Annotated in this window: 21 protein-coding genes and 3 pseudogenes; 15 read left to right on the top strand and 9 right to left on the bottom strand. The window is 39.3% G+C overall.

Annotation, left to right across the window (positions count from 1 at the left end):
* Window positions 1-125: 125 nt before the first annotated feature.
* Window positions 126-347, top strand: a complete 222-nt coding sequence (locus DS737_RS11280; RefSeq protein ID WP_113997557.1) for a hypothetical protein — start codon at window positions 126-128, stop codon at window positions 345-347.
* A gap of 279 nt (window positions 348-626) precedes the next feature.
* On the opposite strand, the gene DS737_RS11275 is transcribed toward DS737_RS11280, so the two are convergent.
* Window positions 627-2,456, bottom strand: a complete 1,830-nt coding sequence (locus DS737_RS11275) for a phosphoenolpyruvate carboxykinase (GTP) (RefSeq protein WP_113997556.1) — start codon at window positions 2,454-2,456, stop codon at window positions 627-629.
* A gap of 396 nt (window positions 2,457-2,852) precedes the next feature.
* On the opposite strand from DS737_RS11275, the gene DS737_RS11270 reads away from it, so the two are divergent.
* The 5 genes from DS737_RS11270 (at window position 2,853) to DS737_RS11250 (ending at window position 7,585) form a co-directional block, all read left to right on the top strand.
* On the top strand, window positions 2,853-3,791 hold the full coding sequence (locus tag DS737_RS11270; protein WP_113997555.1) for a diacylglycerol/lipid kinase family protein: 939 nt from the start codon (window positions 2,853-2,855) through the stop codon (window positions 3,789-3,791).
* On the top strand, window positions 3,772-4,524 hold the full coding sequence (locus DS737_RS11265; protein WP_113997554.1) for a metallophosphoesterase family protein: 753 nt from the start codon (window positions 3,772-3,774) through the stop codon (window positions 4,522-4,524). The genes DS737_RS11270 and DS737_RS11265 overlap by 20 nt, the downstream gene beginning before the upstream one ends.
* 190 nt (window positions 4,525-4,714) lie before the next feature.
* On the top strand, window positions 4,715-5,005 hold the full coding sequence (locus DS737_RS11260; RefSeq protein ID WP_004652030.1) for a co-chaperone GroES: 291 nt from the start codon (window positions 4,715-4,717) through the stop codon (window positions 5,003-5,005).
* 57 nt (window positions 5,006-5,062) lie between these two features.
* Window positions 5,063-6,697, top strand: coding sequence for a chaperonin GroEL (groL, locus tag DS737_RS11255; RefSeq protein ID WP_004638311.1), 1,635 nt, complete (start codon window positions 5,063-5,065; stop codon window positions 6,695-6,697).
* 150 nt (window positions 6,698-6,847) lie between these two features.
* Window positions 6,848-7,585 (top strand): porin family protein, encoded by a 738-nt coding sequence (locus DS737_RS11250; RefSeq protein WP_113997553.1) that lies wholly within the window; start codon window positions 6,848-6,850, stop codon window positions 7,583-7,585.
* A gap of 55 nt (window positions 7,586-7,640) precedes the next feature.
* Here DS737_RS11250 and DS737_RS11245 read toward each other — a convergent pair.
* A pseudogene (locus DS737_RS11245) lies at window positions 7,641-8,014 on the bottom strand (diacylglycerol kinase).
* A gap of 191 nt (window positions 8,015-8,205) precedes the next feature.
* Between DS737_RS11245 and DS737_RS11240 the strand changes: the two are divergent.
* Both DS737_RS11240 and epmA read left to right on the top strand, forming a co-directional pair.
* Window positions 8,206-9,273: a 4-phosphoerythronate dehydrogenase gene (locus tag DS737_RS11240; RefSeq protein WP_113997552.1), complete on the top strand. Its 1,068-nt coding sequence runs from the start codon at window positions 8,206-8,208 to the stop codon at window positions 9,271-9,273.
* On the top strand, window positions 9,270-10,256 hold the full coding sequence (epmA, locus tag DS737_RS11235) for an EF-P lysine aminoacylase EpmA (protein WP_004638316.1): 987 nt from the start codon (window positions 9,270-9,272) through the stop codon (window positions 10,254-10,256). Before DS737_RS11240 ends, epmA begins: the two co-directional genes overlap by 4 nt.
* A gap of 48 nt (window positions 10,257-10,304) precedes the next feature.
* Here the strand turns inward: epmA and DS737_RS11230 are convergent, their stop codons facing one another.
* Both DS737_RS11230 and DS737_RS11225 read right to left on the bottom strand, forming a co-directional pair.
* On the bottom strand, window positions 10,305-10,484 hold the full coding sequence (locus DS737_RS11230; RefSeq protein ID WP_113997551.1) for a hypothetical protein: 180 nt from the start codon (window positions 10,482-10,484) through the stop codon (window positions 10,305-10,307).
* Window positions 10,485-10,699: 215 nt separating this feature from the next.
* Window positions 10,700-11,317 carry a rhomboid family intramembrane serine protease gene (locus tag DS737_RS11225; RefSeq protein WP_004638319.1) on the bottom strand — a complete coding sequence of 206 codons (618 nt, stop codon included), beginning with the start codon at window positions 11,315-11,317 and terminating at the stop codon, window positions 10,700-10,702.
* A 153-nt stretch (window positions 11,318-11,470) separates the two neighbouring features.
* Between DS737_RS11225 and nfuA the strand changes: the two genes are divergently transcribed.
* Window positions 11,471-12,109: a Fe-S biogenesis protein NfuA gene (nfuA, locus tag DS737_RS11220; RefSeq protein ID WP_004638320.1), complete on the top strand. Its 639-nt coding sequence runs from the start codon at window positions 11,471-11,473 to the stop codon at window positions 12,107-12,109.
* A gap of 225 nt (window positions 12,110-12,334) precedes the next feature.
* Complete coding sequence (locus tag DS737_RS11215) at window positions 12,335-14,602, top strand: TonB-dependent siderophore receptor (protein WP_113997550.1); 2,268 nt, start codon at window positions 12,335-12,337, stop codon at window positions 14,600-14,602.
* Between the two features lie 29 nt (window positions 14,603-14,631).
* On the opposite strand, the gene DS737_RS11210 is transcribed toward DS737_RS11215, so the two are convergent.
* Window positions 14,632-15,642 carry a hypothetical protein gene (locus DS737_RS11210; protein WP_113997549.1) on the bottom strand — a complete coding sequence of 337 codons (1,011 nt, stop codon included), beginning with the start codon at window positions 15,640-15,642 and terminating at the stop codon, window positions 14,632-14,634.
* A gap of 24 nt (window positions 15,643-15,666) precedes the next feature.
* A complete protein-coding gene (locus tag DS737_RS11205; RefSeq protein WP_005091172.1) occupies window positions 15,667-16,674 on the bottom strand; it encodes an alpha/beta fold hydrolase in 1,008 nt (335 codons plus the stop codon).
* Between the two features lie 261 nt (window positions 16,675-16,935).
* Between DS737_RS11205 and DS737_RS11200 the strand changes: the two genes are divergently transcribed.
* Window positions 16,936-17,550 carry a carbonic anhydrase gene (locus DS737_RS11200; RefSeq protein WP_005081763.1) on the top strand — a complete coding sequence of 205 codons (615 nt, stop codon included), beginning with the start codon at window positions 16,936-16,938 and terminating at the stop codon, window positions 17,548-17,550.
* An 84-nt stretch (window positions 17,551-17,634) separates the two neighbouring features.
* Window positions 17,635-18,072 (top strand): AAC(6')-Ighjkrstuvwx family aminoglycoside N-acetyltransferase, encoded by a 438-nt coding sequence (gene aac(6')-I, locus DS737_RS11195; protein ID WP_113997548.1) that lies wholly within the window; start codon window positions 17,635-17,637, stop codon window positions 18,070-18,072.
* A gap of 21 nt (window positions 18,073-18,093) precedes the next feature.
* Here aac(6')-I and DS737_RS11190 read toward each other — a convergent pair whose 3' ends face one another.
* The gene (locus DS737_RS11190; RefSeq protein WP_113997995.1) at window positions 18,094-18,723 is read right to left on the bottom strand and encodes an arylesterase; all 630 of its coding nucleotides are present in this window, start codon (window positions 18,721-18,723) and stop codon (window positions 18,094-18,096) included.
* Window positions 18,724-18,760: 37 nt separating this feature from the next.
* Between DS737_RS11190 and DS737_RS11185 the strand changes: the two genes are divergently transcribed.
* The 3 genes and pseudogenes from DS737_RS11185 to DS737_RS11180 form a co-directional block, all read left to right on the top strand.
* Entirely contained in the window at window positions 18,761-19,465 is a 705-nt protein-coding gene (locus DS737_RS11185) for an ABC transporter ATP-binding protein (RefSeq protein WP_004638327.1), read from the top strand.
* Window positions 19,462-20,095 (top strand): annotated as a pseudogene (locus DS737_RS16390) (ABC transporter permease); the annotation flags it as partial. The gene DS737_RS11185 and the pseudogene DS737_RS16390, both read left to right, overlap by 4 nt.
* 77 nt (window positions 20,096-20,172) lie before the next feature.
* Window positions 20,173-21,948 (top strand): annotated as a pseudogene (locus DS737_RS11180) (ABC transporter permease); the annotation flags it as partial.
* An 81-nt stretch (window positions 21,949-22,029) separates the two neighbouring features.
* Here the strand turns inward: DS737_RS11180 and DS737_RS11175 are convergent.
* Entirely contained in the window at window positions 22,030-22,458 is a 429-nt protein-coding gene (locus tag DS737_RS11175; RefSeq protein WP_113997546.1) for a VOC family protein, read from the bottom strand.
* Between the two features lie 261 nt (window positions 22,459-22,719).
* Window positions 22,720-23,523, bottom strand: coding sequence for a rhomboid family intramembrane serine protease (locus DS737_RS11170; protein ID WP_113997545.1), 804 nt, complete (start codon window positions 23,521-23,523; stop codon window positions 22,720-22,722).
* Window positions 23,524-23,556: the final 33 nt, after the last annotated feature.

The following is a 23,556-nucleotide window of genomic DNA, read 5'->3' as shown; positions in this document are numbered from 1 at the left end:
GTTAAACTTAACATGCAAGTTAAGAAAGCTATTTGGAAAAGCTTATTTATATATCATGAGTTTTGATCTGTAATATGAAAACTAGAGAAGAAAGGTTTGACAGCTTTTAATGTTGGTTAATGGACATGCGTGATGCTTTATCACGTATGTATGATACCCTCCCAAAAGAAATTGGTGAAAAGCTAGATTATTCGATAGAATCATTGGATATCTTGGAACATTGGATATTGGAGCAGTATCCGACGACTCAAGCGATCTTAGCTCAACAAGAATCTCGTAAAGTTGATGGTTATGCTCGATATGTAGGAGAGACATTTAGAAAACATTTGGGGGGACGTGGGTTATAGAATTAGATGATCCTAAAATGGCTTTTTATAATGTGCCGCAAATAGAAGCAAATAATTATTATGGTTGTCCTTTATCATTAGTTACTGCGAGTACAGATTGTCGAACAGGGCATTTTATTTCTGGTGTTTTAACGTATTGTCTAAAGAATAATTAATACTACTACTTAGTGGCTACTTCTTAAAACCTATTCTTCTTATGGGATAGGTTTTTTATATTAAAACCAAATCACCAGACAACAAAAAAAGGTCGCCAAAGCGACCTTTTTTGTCATTTAATTATTAAGCAGATTTAACTGCATTTAATAATTCATTTTGACGATCTTTAAGTGCTTGAGGTAAACGATCACCAAGTTTAGTGAATAACTCAGTGTGGCTTTCAAGTTCTTTGATCCATTGATCTTTATCTTGAGCAGTAACAGTTTCGAATTGCTCTTTAGAGAAGTCGATACCTGTCCAGTTCAATTGTTCGTAAGTTGGAACAAGGCCGATTGGAGTTTCAGTCGCTTCAGCACGACCTTCACAACGATCAATAATCCACTCAAGAACACGCATGTTTTGACCGAAACCAGGCCATACAAAGTTGCCTTCAGCATCACGACGGAACCAGTTTACATTAAAGATTTTTGGTAATTTATTACCAGCAGCTTCTGCTTTAGCGCCAACTTCTTGACCAAGTTGTAACCAGTGACCGAAGTAATCAGCCATGTTATAACCAGCAAAAGGAAGCATCGCAAATGGATCACGACGAACGATACCTTGTTGACCAACAGCAGCAGCAGTTGTCTCAGAGCCCATAGTTGCAGCTTTATAAACGCCATCAACCCAGTCAAATGCTTCAGAAACTAAAGGTACTGTGTCCGCACGGCGACCACCGAAGATAAATGCAGAGATCGGCACACCTGCTGGATTTTCCCAGTCAGCATCGATAGAAGGGCATTGACCTGCTGAAACTGTGAAACGCGCATTTGGATGAGCAGCTTTTTCACCATCAGTATGCGGTTGACCTTTCCAGTTGGTAAGGTTCGCTGGAACTTCTTTAGAAAGACCTTCCCACCATACTTCGCCGTTATCAGTTACAGCAACGTTGGTATAGATCACATCTTTGTGAAGTGTTGCCATACAGTTCGGGTTAGTCTTGGTGTTTGTACCAGGTGCAACACCGAAGAAACCAGCTTCTGGGTTGATTGCATATAAACGACCGTCTTCACCTGGTTTGATCCAAGCGATATCGTCACCTACAGTCTCAATCTTCCAACCTTCATAACCTGCTGGTGGAATTAACATTGCAAAGTTGGTTTTACCACATGCAGAAGGGAATGCCGCTGCGATATAGTGTTTTTCACCTTGTGGGTTTGTTACACCCAAAATCAGCATGTGCTCAGCTAACCAGCCTTGTTCACGACCCATTGCAGATGCAATACGTAAAGCTAAGCATTTTTTACCAAGTAAAGCGTTACCACCATAACCAGAACCGTAAGACCAGATTTCACGAGTTTCTGGGTAATGCACGATATATTTTTCGCTGTTGCAAGGCCAAGCAACATCTTTTTGACCGTCTTTTAACGGCGCTGCAACTGTATGTACGCAAGGAATGAATTCGCCATCAGTGCCTAGAACGTCATAAACTGCTTTGCCCATACGTGCCATTTTGGTCATGCTAACCGCAACATATGGAGAATCAGTTAATTCGATACCGATGTGCGCGATATGGCTACCTAAAGGACCCATTGAGAATGGAACCACGTACATGGTACGGCCTTCCATTGCGCCATCAAATAAGCCATTTAATTTTGCACGCATTTCAGCAGGTTCAACCCAGTTATTGGTTGCACCAGCATCTTCTTGGTTTTGTGAACAGATATAAGTACGGTCTTCAACACGAGCAACGTCAGAAGGATCAGAATTTGCAAGATAAGAACCAGGATGTTTTTCTTGGTTAAGTTTTTGCATGGTGCCGTTAGCGATCATCAAGTCGATAAGACGTTGATATTCTTCTTCGCTTCCGTCACACCATTCGATTTTTGCTGGTTTGGTTAATTTTGCAATTTCTTCCACCCATGCAATTAGCTTAGGGTGACGAACGAATTCTGGTGCGTTCACTTGGGTCATGGTGATGCCTTTTTAAAGTGTGTACGACGTACAAATTCTATCTACTGGGTGACAGTAAAATAGATGAAGTAAAAAAAGTGGCTGTATTAAAGCATAAAATCCAAAAAAAAATAAGTGCAATGAATGTTGTAGTGTATTGACTCTAAACGAGTTGTTTGTATCTAAGTGTTTGTTTTTATTGGCTGTGATATTTTTATTTATCTTTATTTGAATTTTTTATATGTGTTATTTTTATCAAAAATTATATTAATAAACAATAAGTTGTGTGATTCATAATACTTGAGAATTATTATTGATTAAATGAATGATGTTCATTCAAAAATTACATAAACAAGCTTTTATTTGTTGATTTAGTAAACAAAAATAGGGCTATTAATCGCCCTAAGTTTGATCTCCATGAGCTTAAAATTACGACCTCTTTCGATCATTTATAATCAGAAGTCAGGATTCCACGCTACACAACAAAGTGAAGAGTACGAACAACTGCTGACTTATTGGACGCAACATGGTTTCGAAATTCAGGTGTTTGAGTTAAGTCAACACGCCAGTTTTGATGACATGATGTCGGAGATTTTAGTGAGACATCAACAAACTGATTTTCGCGGTGTAGTGGTTGCAGCAGGTGGTGATGGGACATTGAATGCTGTCGCTCAGCGATTAATGCATACGGATATTCCGATGGGTATTATGCCATTAGGGACATTTAATTATGTTGCTCGTGCTTTGCATATCCCGATTGATGTCGTTCAAGCGGCGGAAGTCATTGCAACTGGGAAGGTACATGAAGTACATGTCGCCAAAATCAATGATCATATTTATTTAAATAATGCGAGTTTGGGGTTGTATCCCTTATTTATTAAAAAACGTGAATTATATAATCAACGTTTAGGTCGTATTCCTTTACATGCTTACACATCGGGATTGGATGTGCTCCTGCGTGAGCACAAGTCACTCAAGCTTTCAGTTACTGTAGATGGTCAGAAATATCCAGTGACGACACCTCTCATTTTTTTTGGTAATAATCAGCTTCAGCTCAGTGATATGAAATTAAGAATTGCTGAGTGCGCAGCAAATGGAAAACTTGCTGGTGTGGTTGTTGCGAAAAGTGATCGTTTCAGTTTATTAAAAATGTTATGGAAACTGATTCAAGGTAAAATTGATCAGGCTTCTGACGTCTATTCATTTTGTGCTGAGAAAATCGAGGTGGGGTGTAAAAAAATGCAGTTAACGGTTGCCATCGATGGGGAACTGGTAGAAATGCAAAGTCCCTTAAAATTCTCAGTAGAAAAGTCCGCATTGAAAGTGATGGTTCCAAATGTTACTACATCTATCTGATCTGCATTTTGGAACAGAGCGAGAGGTGTGTATTGAGGCAATTCACCAATTTTGTCAGCAATATCGCCCTGAAGTGGTGGTGGTAAGTGGTGATTTAACCCAGCGAGCACGTTATCAACAGTTTTATGCATGTGTGCAGTTTTTAAATTCGCTATCTATTCCTTATTTGGTGGTACCTGGGAATCATGATATTCCGCTATACCACGTCTGGAATCGTTTTTTTTCTCCATTTTTACGTTATCAAATGTTTTTTGGCAGTTTGGAGACGACTTTAGAGACAGAGCACTTCTATATTGTTGGAATGAATAGTATTCGTAGGCGATATCATACGCGAGGACACATTTCGGTTGACCAGATCAATGAAACCTATGAAAAGTTAAAAAATGCACCATCAGGCAAGATTAAGTTAGGGGTTTTTCATCAACCTTTTTATACTTTTCCAGATGATAATGGTGGTAAGGATTGTCCTGTTTTAGGGAAAATTGCATTACAGAAATGGGGTGAAACTGGATTATTTGGTTTGTTGCATGGGCATTTACACAAAGTTGCAGTGCATGATCTAAATCAAATTTTCGATTTAGGATTTGATCATCCGATTCTCGATATTCATGCAGGTACAGCGATATCCAATCGTGTACGTTTTGGATTGCCGAATAGTTTTAATGTGATTTTGAGCAATGGTGTGATTGAGCATTATTATTTTAATGAAGATAAAAAACAGTTTGAAAAGTAGCGTAAATAGACTGAATTTAAGATTCGTGTTCGTGATGTTTGAAAAAAGAACAAAAAGTCGAATTTTTTTTAATTTTCCCCTTGAAGCCTTTTTTTTTAACCCCACAAAAGTGGCATATCAAAATTTTGTTGATTGCTACTGGAGTAGCAATGCAAATTAATCAAAAAGACTAAGTCTGATGGAGTTAAATATGAGCAACATTCGTCCATTACATGATCGCGTAGTGATTCGTCGCGTAGAAGAAGAAACCAAAACGGCTGGTGGTATTTTACTTCCAGGCTCTGCTGCTGAAAAACCATCTCAAGGTGAGGTGATTGCAGTAGGTAATGGTCAGATCACTGACAATGGCGTTCGTGCTTTAGACGTTAAAGTTGGAGACAAGGTATTGTTCGGTACTTATGCAGGGACAACTGTGAAAGTAAGTGGTGAAGAACTTTTAATCATGAAAGAGTCGGATATCTTAGCTGTGCTTGAAGGCTAATCGACCTATAACTCACACATTATCAGATACAGTATTTAAAAAGATTTGGAGTTTAACATGTCAGCTAAAGACGTAAAATTTGGTGATTCAGCTCGCTCAAAAATGATCGCAGGTGTAAACGTACTTGCAGATGCAGTAAAAGTAACTTTAGGCCCTAAAGGTCGTAATGTGGTTATCGATCGTTCTTTCGGTGCGCCACACATCACTAAAGATGGTGTAACCGTTGCCAAAGAAATTTCTTTAAAAGACAAGTTTGAAAACATGGGTGCTCAACTTGTTCGCGAAGTTTCAAGCAAAACGAATGACATCGCAGGTGACGGTACAACAACTGCAACTGTACTTGCTCAAGCAATCTTAAATGAAGGGATCAAATCAGTAACGGCTGGTATGAACCCAATGGATTTAAAACGTGGTATTGATATCGCAGTGAAAACTGTAGTTGAAAATATCCGTGCCAATGCAAAACCTGCTGATGACTTCAAAGCAATTGAACAAGTCGGTTCGATCTCTGCGAACTCTGATACCACTGTAGGTAAGTTAATTGCACAAGCAATGGAAAAAGTGGGTAAAGAAGGTGTAATCACTGTTGAAGAAGGTTCTGGCTTCGAAGACGCTTTAGACGTTGTTGAAGGTATGCAGTTTGACCGCGGTTATATCTCTCCATATTTCGCGAACAAGCAAGATACGTTAACTGCTGAACTTGAAAACCCGTTCATCCTTCTTGTTGACAAAAAAATCGGTAATATCCGTGAATTAATCACCGTATTAGAAGCAGTTGCTAAAACTGGTAAACCGCTTTTAATTATTGCTGAAGATGTTGAAGGTGAAGCGCTTGCGACACTTGTTGTAAACAACATGCGCGGTATTATCAAAGTATGTGCAGTAAAAGCACCTGGCTTTGGTGACCGTCGTAAAGCAATGCTTCAAGATATCGCGATCTTAACTGGCGGTACTGTGATTTCAGAAGAAATCGGCATGGCGCTTGATCAAACAACTCTTGAGCACTTAGGTACAGCACACAAAGTAACAGTATCTAAAGAAAATACTGTGATTGTTGATGGTGCTGGTAATGCAGCTCAAATCGCTGAGCGTGTTCAACAGATCCGTGCTCAAATCGAAGAATCTACTTCTGAATATGACAAAGAAAAACTTCAAGAACGCGTTGCTAAATTAGCAGGCGGTGTTGCAGTGATTAAAATCGGTGCTGCAACTGAAGTTGAAATGAAAGAGAAGAAAGACCGTGTAGATGATGCGCTTCATGCGACTCGTGCAGCAGTTGAAGAAGGTGTTGTTGCTGGTGGTGGTGTTGCACTTGTACGTGCCGTAAATGTATTAGACGGCTTAAAAGGTGCTAACGAAGATCAAACTGCGGGTATCAATATCTTACGTCGTGCGATTGAAGCTCCACTTCGTCAAATCGTTTCAAATGCTGGTGATGAGCCTTCAGTTGTGATCAATGCAGTTAAAGCTGGCGAAGGTAACTTTGGTTATAACGCTGCAACTGGCGAATATGGTGATATGTTAGAAATGGGTATCCTTGACCCAGCTAAAGTAACGCGTTCTGCACTTGAACACGCAGCTTCTGTTGCTGGTTTAATGTTGACTACTGAGTGCATGATCACTGATATCCCAGAAGACAAACCTGCTGCTCCAGACATGGGCGGTATGGGTGGTATGGGCGGCATGATGTAATTACATCTACGTCTAGATCAAAAAAACCCTGCTTATGCAGGGTTTTTTTACGTTTGTTGAATAGTAAAAGTAAAAAAAAAGCGTTATTAATCATTCTATTCATTTTTATTAAATTAAAATCTATTAGAACAGTAATTATTGGAGTCACTTATGTATAAATCATATTGTTTAATATTGAGTTGTACTTTGTTGAGTTTTCAAACTTATGCTGAAAGTATCAAAGATTCCTTTGCAGGGGAAACCAAAGTATTTTTAAATATTTATGGATTTGCGGCTGATATCGATGGTGTAATTGGTTATCAAGGTTTGAATTATCAGGTAGATCAACCATTCAAAGATACGCTAGCATCTTTAGATAAGGCAGTTATGGGGCATATTGAAATTAGTAAAGGGAAATGGGGTGCTTTCTCAGATATTCAATATGTAAAAACTGCCGACAAAAAAGAAGTTCATTCTTTTCCCGTCGCTTTATCAACCAAAGTAAATCTGAGCAATTTGGGAATTTACTATCGCGCCTATGAGCAATTTCCTCATGGCAAAGGTCTGGTGATCGAACCAACTCTAGGAGTGAATTATACGGACCTAGAGGGAACTCTAGACGCGTTGGGTAAACATCTTACAGTTGAAAAGCATTGGTCTGAATATTTCGGTGGCGCTCGTGTTCGTTACAATAGCGACTCGCCTTGGAATTTAGCAGCGCAATATACATATGGCACAGAACAAACTCAAGTTGCACAGGCGTATTTAGGATATCGTCAAAAAATATTAACGGCTCCCGTGAACTTTAGAGTCGGATATCGTTATGTGTCACAAGATTATAAAAATAGCAGTTTTAAATGGGATACCGTACAACAAGGGCCAATACTTGGAGTTGGGTTTGGTTTTTAAAAAATAATATAGAAAATAGAAGAAACAAGCGCTTTGTTGTTTCTTCTTTAAATCATTATTTAAGTAAAATAATCATCCAAGTAAAAAAGATAATAGCTAAAGAAACGAACTGGGCTGCGCTTCCCATATCTTTTGCATTCTTAGACAATTCATGTTTTCAAGTGAAATACGGTCAACAACAGCTTCAATGGCTGAATTAAATAATTCGACAATAATTGCCAACAAACAGACAGCAACCATAAGTGCCTGCTCCAAGGCAGATACATGGATAAAAAAGCTGGCAGGAATCAAAATTAAATTAAGCAAAATAATTTGTCTAAAAGCAGCTTCATGGTTAAATGCAGCTTTAAAGCCAGCAAGCGAATAGCCTGTGGCATTTAGGATGCGTTTGATACCATTTTTGCCTTTATAGGGAGAATAAGGCGTCATAATTGAACTTACAGAAAATAATGTGCTGACATTATAAAAGTAAAAAAACGATCTATAATTGGCAAGAAGTTGCATGAGCATTTCAAAATCGTTGTCTTTCGCGCCAATTTTACTCAAACATTCAGATTTGATTTGTTAATTTCTTTGATGCTTAGGATAATGAGCCCAGAGAAAATTATGGAATTGACTGCATGAAAATTATCGCAGATGAAAACTTGGCATTTACCGATTATTTTTTTGCGGAATTTGCAGAAATACAGCATCGAGCAGGACGCACGTTAAGGCATGCAGATGTTCGGGATGCGGACGCTTTATTGGTTCGCTCAGTGACGAAGGTCAATCACGCTTTAATTGATCAAACTAGAATTCAATTTGTGGGTAGTGCCACGATTGGAACAGACCATCTAGATATTCAAGCTTTAGAAGATCATAATATCTCATGGAGCAATGCCGCTGGTTGTAATGCTCAGGCGGTTGCAGAATATGTCATTACAGCCTTATTGCACTTAGATATTGAATTATTAGAAAAAGATGCCGATTTTACTTTAGGGATTGCTGGTTTAGGTAATGTGGGTAGTCGACTGGCGGTGATGGCGCAACTGCTGGGGTGGAATGTGATCGGTTACGATCCTTATGTGCAACTTAATGACATTGAAAATGTTTCTTTTGATACGTTGTTAGCGCGTGCAGATGCGATTTCAATTCATGTTCCTTTAACTTTAACGGGTGAATATCCAACGCAGCACATGTTCAATCAAGCGACTTTAGCAGCAATGAAACCTTCAGCCATTCTAATCAACAGCGCGCGTGGTCCTGTGATTCAGCAATCGGCATTGATGGCAGATATGATGAAAACCAAGCGTCAAGTTGTGCTGGATGTATTTGAGTTTGAACCTGAGATTCCTCAAGACTTATTAGATCTATTGGCTTTAGCGACGCCTCATATTGCTGGCTATAGTTTGGAAGGGAAGGCACGAGGTACACAGATGATTTATGATGCTTTTTGCCAAAAATTTGGTTATACCGCATCGAAGCGCTTTGAAAGTCAGTTACCAAGCGTTGAACAATATTTTGAACAACACGACTTGAGAGAAGTGTTAAAGCAACGTCTTCCCCAAATTTATAATATTAGCGAAGATGACCGACAATTAAGAGCTTGTGTACAACATGGCAAAGTTGACCAGCAAGCATTCGATTTACTGAGAAAGAATTATCCATTACGCCGTGAATGGGCTGCACATGGTGGACCAAAGGTATGAGTCAAGATGAAATGAAAAGCTATCAACCGACCTGTTCTATTGAGGCCTTAAAAGCGCGTGCCGAGATGTATAAAAAAATTCGCCATTTTTTTGCAGAGCGAAATGTTTTGGAAGTCGAAACACCTATTTTGTCCCAAGCAGGGGTAACTGATGTACATTTGGCATCGGTACAAGTACAGCGCCATATTCATGGAAAATTAAATACCCAATATTTACAGACTTCACCTGAATTTCCAATGAAGCGTCTGTTGGCAAGTGGAAGTGGGCCAATCTACCAAATCTGTAAAGTATTTCGTGATGATGAACATGGGCGTAAGCACAATAGTGAATTTACCATGCTGGAGTGGTATAGACCTGCAATGGATTTAACAGCCTTGATGCATGAGACAGCCGATCTGTTAGAAAGCTGTTTGGCACATCGTTTTGGTGATATTCGTCCCATTGTTTTGAGTTATAAGCATGCATTTCAAGACCGCTTAGATATCAATCCATTGCAAGCATCACTCAAACAGCTCAAAGAAACGGCTCATCGTGTTGGGCTTAATTTAGATTTGGGTGATGACCGTTTAGCGTACATGGATTTATTATTCTCTCATTTTGTAGAGCCGAGTTTGGGATTTGATAAGCCTGTATTTTTGACGGATTTCCCGCCTGAGATGGCTTCACTGGCGAAAGTCAAACAGGATGAAGATGGTGAGTTAGTTGCAGCACGCTTTGAGGTCTATATAGAGGGCTTAGAGCTGGCAAATGCCTATGATGAATTGTTGGATGCGGATGTGTTGGCTTCACGTTTTGAAGCAGATAATAGGCAACGTGCTGAACAAGGTTTGCCTGTAATTCCAACTGATCAGTATTTATTGGCAGCACTTCCCAATATGCCTGAATGTTCTGGGATTGCCTTAGGTATTGATCGTTTATTGATGGTGGTGATGAATCAGGTGAATATTGATAAAGTCATCGCCTTTCCAGCAGAGATCGCTTGAACTTAAAAGCGCCTAGATGCACATCATTTAGACGCTTATAAATGATGATTAGCAACGCCCTTGTTTTGCTAGTCCTGGAGGGCAGAAATCCCCCTTACCGCCTTGACGATGGTATCTGTGGTCATAGCCATCTGGGTCAATCACCACGCTGCCACGTGGGGTATGTACTGCACATGTAGATAGGCTGAGACAGAATAAAATACTTAAGCTCAATAAAATTATTTTCATATTTATACATCCTTTGTATTTGATCTGATTAAATTTTAAGCCTATCTCATCTTTTTTACGAGTTGATTTTTTATACAACAACATGCTTTGGTTAAATTTGACTGATGCTGATACGAGTGAAATCGATCAAAGTAATGATAATAAGAAGGTCAGATCAAATTTGATGTGTATATTTGAAAAACAAGCCTCATTTGGAGGCTTGTTTTTTTTATTGTTTAAAATGGCAATTTGGTCAGTTGATTGAGGAAATGCGGAACCACTCTAGGCTCTAAGATAATCGTCACTACAATTCCATAGGCAGCTCCCCAAAGGTGGGCGCTGTGATTAATGTTACTATTGCCGCGTTTGCCAGACCATACACTATATGCCACATATAAAATGGCAAAAATAATGGCAGGGACAGGGATGAAGAAGACGAAAATCAAGTTCCAAGGTTGGAACAAAATATAGGCAAAGAGTACTGCTGAAACAGCACCAGATGCTCCTAGGCTTGCCCAACGTGCATCATGTCGATGTTTTAGATAGCTTGGTAAAATTGCAACAATTAGACCACCCAAATAAAATAAGACAAACCCCATGTCATAGAAAAACTGGCGATAAAAACTTTCAATGATATTGCCAAAGAAGAAAAGGGTGATCATATTGAATAGTAAATGCATACCATCAGCATGAACAAAACCATGCGTAATAAAACGATCATATTGACCACGTTGCATTGCTGGTGGCCAAAAAATAAGTCGGTTCATTACACGTTGATTGGAGAATGCGAGTAAAGAAATCGCGACTGTGATCAAAATCAGGGTCACAGTATGATTGAAGGGTAGATGTAACATAAACGTTTCAAATTGATCAGTGTCTAAGCAATAATGCCATTAAAAACTTAATAAACAATGATCTTGCATAGAATTCCTACAAAAATGGTTGATTTTTTTTCATTACCCTCCATCTTCAGTTAATATAACGACATCAGCTTGAGGATTATTGTTATGTCGACTGAGAACACCAACACTGCTGTCGCAGAAGAAATTCCAAACCTTTTGATTACTCCCTCTGCACAAGAGTATTTAAGTGATTTATTAGCAAAACAAAATACTCCAGGGATTGGCGTTCGTGTTTTTGTAGAGAATCCGGGTACTCCACGTGCTGAATGTTGTATGGCATATAGTGCACCAGAAGAAGTTATACCAACGGATTATAAACAGGACTATCCTGATTTCCCTGCTTATGTAGATGCACCATCGATTCCATATTTGGTTGATGCGGTGATTGATTACAATAAAGATCGTTTTGGTGGTCAATTAACGTTCCGTGCACCAAACTCCAAGGTGCCTCGTGTAGGGCCAGATGCTTCTATTGAAGAGCGCATTACTTATATCTTGCAATCTGAGATTAACCCAGGTCTAGCAGGGCACGGCGGTAACTGTAGCCTCGTCGAAGTTCAAGAAGATGCTGAGCATGGGCTTACTGCTGTATTGAAGTTTGGTGGTGGTTGCCAAGGTTGTTCTGCGATTGATGTAACCTTGAAACAAGGTGTAGAGACAACGCTGCGTCAACATATTCCGGAGTTACAACGTGTGGTTGACCAAACAGACCATACACAAGCAGAAGGTGCTTATTTTAAGTGATATAAAACTTGAAATTTACACTATATTTTGAAGCTCATTTATGAGCTTCTTTTATTTTTCCCTGTAAGAAATTAACTATTCTATTATTTTATAAGAAGATATTAATTCAATAATGAATAAATAAATGTTAATAATTATCATTTGTATTGAGTTTTATTTATTTTTTGTTAGAATCTTCATGGTTTTTTAACAGAACTTACGATTTTTCATAATTTAGGTGGGAATATGTCCAAGAAAATTGCTGGTCAATCGCTACTTGCTATCTCTGTTTTGAGTAGTATGATGGCTTTGGTGCATGCAGCAGAAACGACGATTAATGAGAACCCTTCAACAGAACGTAGTCAGGGGACAAATACCACAAAATTAGAAACAATAGTTTTGACTGCTGAGGAACAAATTAAACAATCTCTTGGTGTTTCTAAAATTACAGCAGAAGATTTAGAAAAAATACCAGTCAGAAATGATATTTCAGAATATGTGCGCCGTATGCCTGGTGTAAATTTAACAGGTAATAGTGCAACAGGCCAGCGTGGAAATAATCGCCAAATCGATATTCGTGGTATGGGGCCTGAAAATACATTGATTTTAGTAGATGGAAAACCTATTTCATCTCGTAATTCAGTTCGTTATGGTTGGAGAGGTGAGCGTGATACACGCGGTGATTCTAACTGGGTACCTGCAGAAGCAATTGAGTCTATTGAAGTATTACGTGGGCCTGCTGCTGCACGTTATGGTTCAGGTGCAGCTGGTGGTGTAGTCAATATTATTACCAAGAAAGTCACCAATGAAACACACGGTTCGATTGAGTTATATACTAATCAACCTGAAGACTCAAAAGAAGGTGATTCAAATCGAGTAAGTTTTAATCTAAGTGGTCCAATTATTCAAGATGTTTTGTCTTATCGTTTATATGGTAACTATAATAAAACTAAAGCAGATGATGTAGACATTAATAAATCAATTGGTAGTACGGCTGCTGGTCGTGAAGGTGTAGAAAATAAAGATATATCTGGTCGTTTAGCTTGGCAAGCAACTGATGCTCAAACGATCTTGTTAGATCTATCTTCTGGTCGTCAAGGTAATATTTATTCGGGCGATTCACAATTAAACGCAAATGCAGAAACGGATCCAATTCTATCCGAGTTAATTGGTAAAGAAACCAATACTATGTATCGAGATAGTCTTGCTTTAACGCATGAAGGTAATTGGGGCTGGGGGAAAACTAAAATACTCGCCCAATATGACAAGACTCGTAATAAAAGACTTCCAGAGGGTTTAGCTGGTAGTGTTGAAGGGAAAATTAATAATTTAGAAGACCGAGTAACCTCCAAACTTGATACTTTGAGATTAAATGGTGAAGCAAATATTCCGTTTGATTTCTATTTACCCCAAGCACTTACATTAGGTGTTGAGTGGGTAGAGGATAAGTTTACAGATACAGCTGCTACAGCACAGGGTATTGATCAAAGTGGCTCAGGCTATGGCGATCAGCTTGCTAAAGGCGATCGAAGTAAAATGGAGTCACGTATCGCTTCTGCCTATGTTGAAGACAATTTCAAAGTAACTGATGCAACGGATGTTGTTGTTGGCTTGCGCTTTGATGATCATAGTAAATCTGGATCGAATTGGAGCCCAAGCTTAAATATTACTCAAAAAATTAATGACAACTTTACTTTAAAAGGTGGCGTTGCGAAGGCATATAAAGCACCAAATATGTACCAAAATGCTGAAGGATATTTATTGAGCACCAATGGAAATGGTTGTCCTTCTCACATTGCATCTCGATGTTTATTACAGGGGAATGGGGATTTAAAACCTGAAACATCGATTAATAAAGAATTAGGGATAGAGTTTCAAAAAGACATTGTGAATGCAAGTCTTGCTTGGTTCCGCAATGATTATAAAAATAAGATTGTAGCTGGTACAGATGTTGTTACGACTGTAGATGCTTCAACTACAGGCGCAAATGGTGCCGTTACAACGACAACTTGGAATGTTTTACGTTGGGACAATACGCCAAAGGCATTAATCCAAGGTTTTGAGGGAAGTCTAGGCTTAGATTTTGGTGATATTCGTTGGACGAATAACTTTACTTATATGATGGATTCTAAGGATAAAAAGACAGGAAATCCGCTTTCGTTAGTACCTAACTATACGATTAACTCTATTTTTGATTATGACATTACTGATCAGGTTGATGTAAATTTTGTCTATACACAATATGGTCGTCAAAAATCACGTCAGTTTGCTGAGAGTAGAATTGAGTCTGGAATAGGGTCTGGAGGAGCAAATTCAGCACTTAAGCCAAGTACTGTAAAAAGCTATAGTTTAGTTGGATTAAATATGGGTTATAAATTTAATGACCAATTGAGCACGCGTATCGGTGTAAGTAATTTGTTTGATAAGCAAATTCTTAGAGATAGTAACTCTACAAGTCAGACTTATAATGAACCAGGTCGAGCTTACTATGCGACTTTGAAATATTCTTTCTAAATTGAAAAACGTTGTTAAAACAAGGCGCATTAAGCGCCTTGTTTTTTTAATATTTCGGTCACATGTTCTGAATAATAAAACTTTTCTAGATAAGTGCGCGCACGTTGTCTTAAATAACCTGTTTGGATCACTTGTTCTAAAACAGGCACTAACAAATCATTTAATTCTTTCTGAATCAAATCCTCATCAATGTTGAGATCACGAAGCAACAGATCAAAAGTTCGTTCTTGATTTCGTGCATACCATGCATAAACGCCATCATGGACTTGTTGTTTCAAATAGTCGCTTTGACGAATATGATCCCAAATCTCATGTCCCATAGCCACAGTACGAGGTAAATCTTGTACTTCAATATAGTTGCGTAAAACCGACAATGGCATTACTTTGATTTTATGCCAAATATTAGCTTGAAAGTGATAGAGCTTATCATCGTTGAAGTGTTGATTTAACACTTTCTCACTCATTTGACTGATTTTTAAGATGTTCTTCTGTAAGTAGTGTCCAATGGTGTTATTGAGGTTTGAATCCGTTACGGTTTCTAAAACTGACTTTCCCATTTTCATAAACTGCCCTACACCAGGGACACGTTTAGACATCACTGAGTTGTCTAAATAATCTTGAATAGAGTGTTGGATGAGTTGTGTAATCAGTGCAGAAAACGCTGGATTATTCACAACAGTTTTGATTAATCGTTGGCGGTGTCCGCTTTTACTTGCGATGTATTGTGCGATGGAATCAATGGTTAAAACCGGGATAACATCCTCAATTGGAGTTTCATCATTGACCGGATGAATTAGTGCAAAACGGATATGCTCTGCAATCTGCTCAATTAAAAATGAACTTGCAGGTGTGGCTAAGATCTGTTTTTCGATTAAATCAAAGATTAGTTCAAATGACCAAATGTGCTGTAACTGCTGTAAGCGTAACCAATGATAGAACTGTTTAAACTCATGTTGAATAGTTTCTGTTTGAGCAAACTCATGGTCGAGAAAATCAAGTTGTGCATCAATCAATTGTTCTATCATTGGATGTTTTTGCATAGGGTTTAAATCACGCCTCTAAGTTTATGGTGTTGAAGCGGTTGCAGGCTTTTGTGCCTGAATTTTGCTCAAAAATGGTAGATACTGTTGAACAACCAATTGATCTGCTTCAAGAATCGGCATGTGTCCCACATTTTCTAAAATCACAGGCGCTTGCGCATTTTTCAATAATGACTTTAATTCTGGTGCAACTTCAACATTGATAATTTTATCTTGTTTGCCCCATAAAATAAGCGTTGGAGCATCGATAGCGCGTGCGAGCAAAGCAAAAGAGTCAGGCGTGTATAATTTATTTAGGGCAATCACTTGATCGACCATTCTTTTGGTTTGTTCAACTTGGCCGATCATCATGCGTTCTTGAGCTTGTGCAATTTCTTTTGGAATAAAAGGTGGGGCATACATCGCTTGCTGCATCAGGAAATTAAAATCTCCTTTTTTACTCACCACCATATTTCTCAGTTGATTTGGATCTTTTAGATAAGGCGTGTTTGCTGAACGATAAACGCCCGCGGCATTGACGAGAAACAGGCTCTTAGTTTCAAAAGGATATTGACCTGCATAGAGCATGGCGACTGATCCACCGAGTGAGTGACCCGCAATATGTGCTGGCCCAGTTAGGTTGGCAGCCTCAATAAAACGACGTAACTTTTCTGTTACGTTCGGAACAGAATAGTCAAAATCTTTGGGAACTTGTGTTTCACCGCTGGCTGGTAAGTCAGGAATGATGACATGATAGTTTGCGGTTAATGCATGAGCAACACGATTCCAGTTATCACGACTACCCGCTAAACCATGAATTAATACAATAATCGGTTTACCACTTTGTCCACCTTCACTGTATGACCAAGTGATATCACCTACTTTTAGGGTTTTGGTTTGTAGACCAGCCCATGAGCGTTCTTGTTGGAGTAGGTTTTGGAAACTCATTTCAATTTCAGCAGCATGTGTTGTATTTATGGTTGCTGTTAAACTCAGTGCCAATAGTGCGGCAGTGAATGTCTTAGCTATGGGTAACGAAAATGGGATATTCATCTTTGCTCAGTCCTTGATCTATTTTAAACCAATTGATTATTGAGGATGTTGCTCAGTGAGTCATTTGCATAATCTACAGGTGTATGGAAATTCTTGCCAATGAAATCAGTATTTTTAAGCTATTTTTATGATCAAAGGTATGTTCCTTAGTCGATGCAGTTTATATTTTTGTCAGTGACATTCAACTTAGCGCAGATTAAACTTAAGGGGCTGTTGATTTTCAGCCCCTATTTCTCATGTTTACCATAGATGGATATCCACATGCTCACTGCCAAAGAAACTCTAGAACGTTTAAAAGCTGGTAATGCTCGTTTTGTGAAAGGGGAAGCAACCCAACAAAAATTGCTCACTCATCAAGAGCGTGCCGAGATGGCAAGTGAACAAAATCCTTTTGCGATTATTTTGGGTTGTTCAGATTCACGCGTGCCTGCTGAAATGGTGTTTGATCAAGGCTTAGGTGATTTATTCGTGATACGTGTTGCGGGTAATATTGTTGCACCGTCGCAAGTCGGCAGTGTTGAGTTTGCCGCTGAACGATATGATTGCGCCGTGGTAGTGGTTTTGGGGCATAGCCATTGTGGTGCAATCCAAGCAACTATTGATACTCTAAAGAATCCAGATCAACCGCCATCATCAAACCTGATGTCAATTGTGAATCGTGTGCGTCCTTCGGTAGAAATTTTGATGCAAACTGAGTTAAAGGACGATTTGAAAAAACTGTGCGCTCATGCTGTTCGTTCAAATGTTTTCGCGTCTGTAAACCAGTTACGACATGGTTCTGCTGTATTAGAGAGCCTAATTGAAAAAGGTAAAATGATTGTTGTGGGTGCTGAATACTCACTAGAAACAGGTGAAGTCACATTCTTTGATTTTTAAATCATATCCATGGCTAACTTTTTAAGTTAGCCATATTTCAGCTGTTATTTTCAGGATGTTGATGAGCATAGTGGTGGTTATCTCATGAATATTAAACCTGCATCAGAAGCTTCACTCAAAGATTGGTTAGAATTAAGAAATAAATTGTGGAGTGATTCTGAATCTTCTCATTTACAAGAGATGCATCAATTATTAACCGAAAAATATGCCCTACAATTATTAGCCTATTCCGATCACCAAGCTATTGCGATGTTAGAAGCCTCAATTCGGTTTGAATATGTGAATGGGACTGAGACTTCTCCTGTGGGTTTTTTGGAAGGTATTTACGTACTTCCGGCACATCGTCGCTCGGGCGTTGCAACGATGCTTATTCGACAGGCCGAAGTGTGGGCAAAACAATTTTCTTGCACTGAATTTGCATCTGATGCTGCATTGGACAATGTAATTAGTCATGCTATGCATCGTTCATTAGGTTTTCAAGAAACTGAAAAAGTCGTTTATTTTAGTAAAAAAATAGATTAATCCAACTTGAGATGCAGTTATTTACAACGCCCCTCGAATATAAGGATAAGCCAAGTTAAGCATGATCGGTTGTGCTTTAGCATTTGGATGAATTTGATCGTTCTGCATCAAACTTTTATTGCCCGCTACACCTTCAAGAAAAAACGGTAGTAGTTTAATACGGTATTGTTGACTTACAACTTTATAATTATTTTCAAAAGCACGGCTATAGGCTGTACCATAATTTGGTGGTATTTTCATACCAAACAGTAAAACAGTGGCCTTTTGTTTCTGACTCAGTTGCACCAATTGAGCTAAATTTTTTTGAATCAATTGTGGTGGTTGCCCACGTAACCCATCATTTCCACCCAGCTCAATAACGACAACTTCAGGTTGATAGGTTTGCAAAAGTTTGGGTAGCCGTGCGAGCGCACCACTGGTAGTTTCTCCACTTACGCTTGCATTGACCACCTTATGCTGTTTCGGATAGTGTTGGTCTAAACGTTGTTGTAGTAAGTGAACCCAACCTTGTTTGGTTTCAATACCATAACCTGCGCTCAGACTGTCGCCCAATATTAAAATCGTCTTTGCAGAAGCCAGCGTCGGAGACAGAAAAACGCCGATCATCATCAATGGTTTCGATATCGACAAAATCACTCTAGAAATTTGCATAACCGTAATTAATTTGCTCAACAGGATACGTGACATCATGCCACAACCGATTATTTCTGCTCAAAAAGTTACACAAAATATTCAAATTAATCAGCAAAGTTTAACGATCTTAAGAGAGATTGATCTTGAGATTTATCAAGGTGAGCAAATTGCGATTACGGGGCGATCAGGTTCGGGTAAGTCAACACTGTTAGGTATTTTAGCAACACTGGATCGACCAAGTAGTGGTGAGTTATGGGTATGTGGACAAGCCGTTCATACGCTGACCGAAGAGCAACGTGCGCAGGTACGATTAGAGAATATTGGTTTTGTATTTCAGTCCTTTCAATTATTGCCCCAGTTGAGCGCTTTAGAAAATGTGATGTTGCCGTTACGTTTACAGCCAAACTTTAATTTTAAGCAAGCAGAACAAAAAGCTTTGGCATGGTTAGAGCGTGTTGGGCTCGTGCGTCAAGCTCAACAAACACCGAAAGTGTTATCGGGTGGCGAACAACAACGAGTTGCGATTGCTCGTGCTTTGATCGCAGAACCGAAGATTATTTTTGCCGATGAACCAACAGGCAATCTTGATGGTCAAACTGCGGAAGAGATTGAGCAGCTTTTGTTTGATTTGAATAAGGCGCTTGGAACGACTTTAGTTTTAGTCACGCATGATCAAAATCTAGCCGCAATGTGCCAACGACATGTACGACTTGTCGATGGTCAAGTTCAGGATGTGATCAAAGTTGGGGAAGGGGTATGAATTCAATTGTAAAACCCTTACTTCTACAGAGCTTTCGTACAGGTGGATTGTATCTGTTGATCATTGCTTTATCTCTCGCGATCAGCGCTACGACTGCATTAAAATTTAGCAATACACAAGTACAAAATGCAGTCACTCTACAAGCAGCAGAAATGCTTGGCGCTGATTTGGTGTTATCTGACCATGAACCTATCCAAGCTGATTGGCATCAGCAGGCTGAAAAACTAGATATGAAGCAGTCTGCTGTAACGGTCTTTGGCTCTATGGCACATACGGATGATCAGTTTGTGATGGTGAATGTTAAAGCCGTCGATGAAAATTTTCCTTTACGAGGGAAATTAGAGATTTCACCAGTGGCACAGACGATTCAGTCGGGACAAGTCTGGTTAAGTCCTCGAGCAATGGACTTATTACAGGTAAAGATCGGGGATCAGGTTGCGATTGCAGATGGCCAGTTTAAGGTCTCAGGGCAGATTGAACACGATTCGAATCAAGAACTTGGTTTTTCTGGTTTTTCACCGACTGTGATCATTCATCAAACTGATATTGCTAAAACCAATGCTGTTCAAGTGGGAAGCCGCATAGAATATCGTTTACTTATGGTTGGAACACCGGCACAGGTCAACACATTTCAACAACAGTTTGAACTGCAAAACAAGCAAGATCATCCTGAGGTTCAAACAGATGATCCTACCATGTCGAACCAAGAGACGAGTTCTTTAAAATTGCGAGATGCCAGTCAATCCAATACGCGATTGATGAAACCAATTGAAAATTTGGATACCTTCTTGCAGCTTGCCAATTTGTTGACGATTTTATTGTGCGGCATTGCCATTGCCTTAACCAGTCAACGTTATGTACAACAAAACCAAGATCATATTGCATTGTTACGTTGTATGGGTGCAAGTAAGAAACAAATCATTGTGGCTTATTGTGTGTTACTCGCAGTGGTCAGTGCCTTATCGATTATGGTCGGAAGTCTGATTGGTATCGGTTTAGGCTATGGTTTGTTGCAGTTAATGTTGCAGTTGATACCGCAATTACAATTGAGTTTTGCTATAGGTGATTTGTTTTATGCCTTACCGGTCGCTATTTTTACCAGTGTAATGGTGCTGATTGGTTTTATTTTGCCAAGTATTTGGGAATTGCTAAACACACCTCCAATTCGAGTGATTCGACAGCAAGAACGTTCGCGTAAATCTTATGTTGCAATGTTTGCAGTGGGGGTGACGAGCTTAGTTATTTTTAGTTTGGTTTTGAGTGATAACTTGACGCTAAGTTTATTGGTATTGACCGCAATCTTGTTCTTGTGTGCTGTACTTTATGTACTGATTTGGCTGTTATTAAAAGCGATCAAACAGCTTAAACATCCAATCTCTGCCTATGTACGGATTCCTCATCAAACCGCTTTGCAAATTACAGCTTTGGCCTTGGGGTTAAGTTTAATAACAGTGCTCAGTGTTTTAAGAACCGATTTATTACAACGATGGCAACAGCAATTGCCTGAAGGTACACCCAATCAGTTTGTTTATGGTTTACCACCTTTTGATATGCCTCTGCTAAAACAGCAAATTGAACAAAATGGTTGGCAATCCACACCACTTTATCCAAATATTCGGGGACGATTGATCGCAAAAAATGGTGAGGCATTTTCTCCGGAATTGGTTGAGCAAAATAACTCATTACGCCGTGAACTCAATTTAACTCAAACGACAGATTTTCCGGATGACAATGTCATTACAAGTGGTGAGCATGTTTTTACGAAAACACATCAAGTTTCTGTCGAAGAAAAGCTAGCTGCTGAATTAGGTATCCAGATCGGCGATGAACTCAGTTTTAATTTGCCTGAAGGAACGTTGCAAGCCACAGTAATCAACCTCAGATCGGTTGAGTGGGAGAGCTTTAGCCCAAATTTCTTCTTTATTTTTTCGCCAAATAGCATGGATGAAAATGCAGGTAGTTATCTGGGGAGTTTTTACGTACCTCCTACGGATCAACCCAAAATGGTGTCCTTAATTCAACAGTTTTCAAATACCGTGTTTATTGATGTGGGACGCGTTTTGGATGAAGTGAAAAGACTGATGAATGTGTTGGTGCAAATTGTCACGGTATTGGCAATGTTGGTGGGACTATCTGGTTTACTGGTGTTGATTGCCTGTCTAAATGTACTGATGGATGAGCGACGTAAAGAAGTCGCGTTGATGCGCTCATTTGGAATTGCTAAAAATAAATTGAAACGGATGCTCAGTTTAGAGATCGGTTTTATTGGTGCATTGGCTGGTGTGGTAGCCTGTCTTTTTGCTGAGGTGATTAGTGCGATTGCCAGTTATAAAATGCAAATGGCAATCCAATGGCACCCTGAGATTTGGTTAATTCTGCCGTTGAGTATGCTGTTGGTCTGTACTTTGATTGGACGTTATCGCCTAAGCTATCTATGTGATATTCCACCCTTGCAGAGCTTGAGGGAAATCAACCAATCTTAAAAATTATGTAATGATTTAGATGCAAGATATTCTGTTATTTTGCATCTAAATCCTACTATGCTTTAAAAAAACTTCGTTTGATCAACAATCCGAGGGTGGCATAATTTGTGGATTCCAGACGATTTCCCAAAGATGGCCATTCGGATCAAGAAAGTATCCTGCGTAACCGCCATAAAAAGTATTTTGGGCTTGTTTCACGATGACAGCACCTGCTTTTTTCGCAGTTTCCATAATTTCATCAACCTCACTTTTATTGCTGACATTATGTCCAATTGACATGGCGGTTGAACTGACAGGTTTCGGAATTAATCCAGCATCAATCGCGAGATCTTCTTGAGCAAAGATTGCGAGTTTTAGTCCACGTTGAAGATCAAAGAAAGCAACAGCGCCATGTTCAAACTCCTGACCTACAATACCTTCTGTTTGTAGCCCAAGACCATCACGGTAGAAAATAAGCGATTGTTCTAGATCGGTAACGCCAAGCGTTAAAATGGAAATGTGTGGTTTCATATTTGTGCCCCTTTTGATGTCATAGATGTACCTACATGTAGTGAGTACATTATTCGTCATGGGCCGTTAGTCGAATAACGGAAGAACTCGTATTAACGAGGGAATGGGCCAACCGTCCCAAACCTAATCTGTTTTTGACAAAAAAAGCATAATAAATGGATGGATTTTAGTCAATATTGAAAGGATAGTATGCGCATGAATGGATTAAATTGGGCGGTGATTTGTTTGAGATGATCGCCCAATTTAATTGTTTAAGCGATTCTAATTGAGTTTATTTTGAATCAAAATCTCATACCATAATGGATGTAGTGTTTGACCTAATGCTGTGCAGTAAACGTAAAATCCATATAGCAATAGTGTTGCAATCAGGACAGCTCCAAGTTGGAACATTATCTTTTTCCCAGTTTTTTGGCTGAGATACCATGCGGTTGCTAAAACAGCCCCCATGAGCATCCCACCGATATGGGCAGCATTATTAATACCTGAAACTGTAAAGCCGAATATGAGGTTAATTGCCATAATCAATAGCAAAGACTTCTTATCTAAGAGGAAACGTTGTCGTGGCAACATCGGTAAGACGGAAATAATGGTAAGGGCTGCACCTAATCCCATCACTGCACCAGAAGCACCAGCACTGATTTTAGGTAAGTATTTTGGATCAAAATGCTGTAGCAATTGATAGCCATCTAGGATACTGAGATAGCTTGATAGAACACTCCCCATCAACCCAGCAAGGAAATAAAGTGCAATATAGTAGCGACGACCAAACAGTTGCTCAGCGATACTGCCAAAAATGTATAATGCCCACATATTCAGCATGAGATGGATCATTCCGAAATGGAAAAACATGCTGCTGAAAAGCCGTTCTGGCTGACCTAAAAAGGTCAGTGGTGTGAAATCTGCACCCCAAGCAATTGCATCAACAGGGGAAGGGTCGGTAATATCGACGCCTGTGAGGATTTGCCAGCCAAATAGGCTCACGTTGACAGCAATCAAAGCTGCAGTAAACCACCAAGTATGTACGTGTAATTTTTGAGTAATTTGTGGTGGTGTTGTTTCAGTCATGTACTTAAATGAGTTGCTGCAATGAAAAATAGC

The sequence above is a fragment of the Acinetobacter haemolyticus genome (assembly GCF_003323815.1).
Taxonomy (GTDB): domain Bacteria; phylum Pseudomonadota; class Gammaproteobacteria; order Pseudomonadales; family Moraxellaceae; genus Acinetobacter; species Acinetobacter haemolyticus.
This window is presented reverse-complemented; position numbering and strand designations above follow the sequence as displayed.

Bases quoted from the DNA above. Each gene is read 5' to 3' on its own strand.
- DS737_RS11210 (WP_113997549.1), bottom strand. From the start codon at position 15,642: ATGCAAAAACATCCAATGATAGAACAATTGATTGATGCACAACTTGAT.
- DS737_RS11240 (WP_113997552.1), top strand. From the start codon at position 8,206: ATGAAAATTATCGCAGATGAAAACTTGGCATTTACCGATTATTTTTTT.
- DS737_RS11190 (WP_113997995.1), bottom strand. From the start codon at position 18,723: ATGCAAATTTCTAGAGTGATTTTGTCGATATCGAAACCATTGATGATG.
- DS737_RS11170 (WP_113997545.1), bottom strand. From the start codon at position 23,523: ATGACTGAAACAACACCACCACAAATTACTCAAAAATTACACGTACAT.
- DS737_RS11260 (WP_004652030.1), top strand. From the start codon at position 4,715: ATGAGCAACATTCGTCCATTACATGATCGCGTAGTGATTCGTCGCGTA.
- DS737_RS11185 (WP_004638327.1), top strand. From the start codon at position 18,761: ATGCCACAACCGATTATTTCTGCTCAAAAAGTTACACAAAATATTCAA.
- DS737_RS11200 (WP_005081763.1), top strand. From the start codon at position 16,936: ATGCTCACTGCCAAAGAAACTCTAGAACGTTTAAAAGCTGGTAATGCT.
- DS737_RS11270 (WP_113997555.1), top strand. From the start codon at position 2,853: ATGAGCTTAAAATTACGACCTCTTTCGATCATTTATAATCAGAAGTCA.
- DS737_RS11265 (WP_113997554.1), top strand. From the start codon at position 3,772: ATGTTACTACATCTATCTGATCTGCATTTTGGAACAGAGCGAGAGGTG.
- DS737_RS11215 (WP_113997550.1), top strand. From the start codon at position 12,335: ATGTCCAAGAAAATTGCTGGTCAATCGCTACTTGCTATCTCTGTTTTG.
- DS737_RS11275 (WP_113997556.1), bottom strand. From the start codon at position 2,456: ATGACCCAAGTGAACGCACCAGAATTCGTTCGTCACCCTAAGCTAATT.
- DS737_RS11175 (WP_113997546.1), bottom strand. From the start codon at position 22,458: ATGAAACCACACATTTCCATTTTAACGCTTGGCGTTACCGATCTAGAA.
- DS737_RS11225 (WP_004638319.1), bottom strand. From the start codon at position 11,317: ATGTTACATCTACCCTTCAATCATACTGTGACCCTGATTTTGATCACA.
- groL (WP_004638311.1), top strand. From the start codon at position 5,063: ATGTCAGCTAAAGACGTAAAATTTGGTGATTCAGCTCGCTCAAAAATG.
- DS737_RS11230 (WP_113997551.1), bottom strand. From the start codon at position 10,484: ATGAAAATAATTTTATTGAGCTTAAGTATTTTATTCTGTCTCAGCCTA.
- DS737_RS11250 (WP_113997553.1), top strand. From the start codon at position 6,848: ATGTATAAATCATATTGTTTAATATTGAGTTGTACTTTGTTGAGTTTT.
- nfuA (WP_004638320.1), top strand. From the start codon at position 11,471: ATGTCGACTGAGAACACCAACACTGCTGTCGCAGAAGAAATTCCAAAC.
- epmA (WP_004638316.1), top strand. From the start codon at position 9,270: ATGAGTCAAGATGAAATGAAAAGCTATCAACCGACCTGTTCTATTGAG.
- DS737_RS11205 (WP_005091172.1), bottom strand. From the start codon at position 16,674: ATGAATATCCCATTTTCGTTACCCATAGCTAAGACATTCACTGCCGCA.
- DS737_RS11280 (WP_113997557.1), top strand. From the start codon at position 126: ATGCGTGATGCTTTATCACGTATGTATGATACCCTCCCAAAAGAAATT.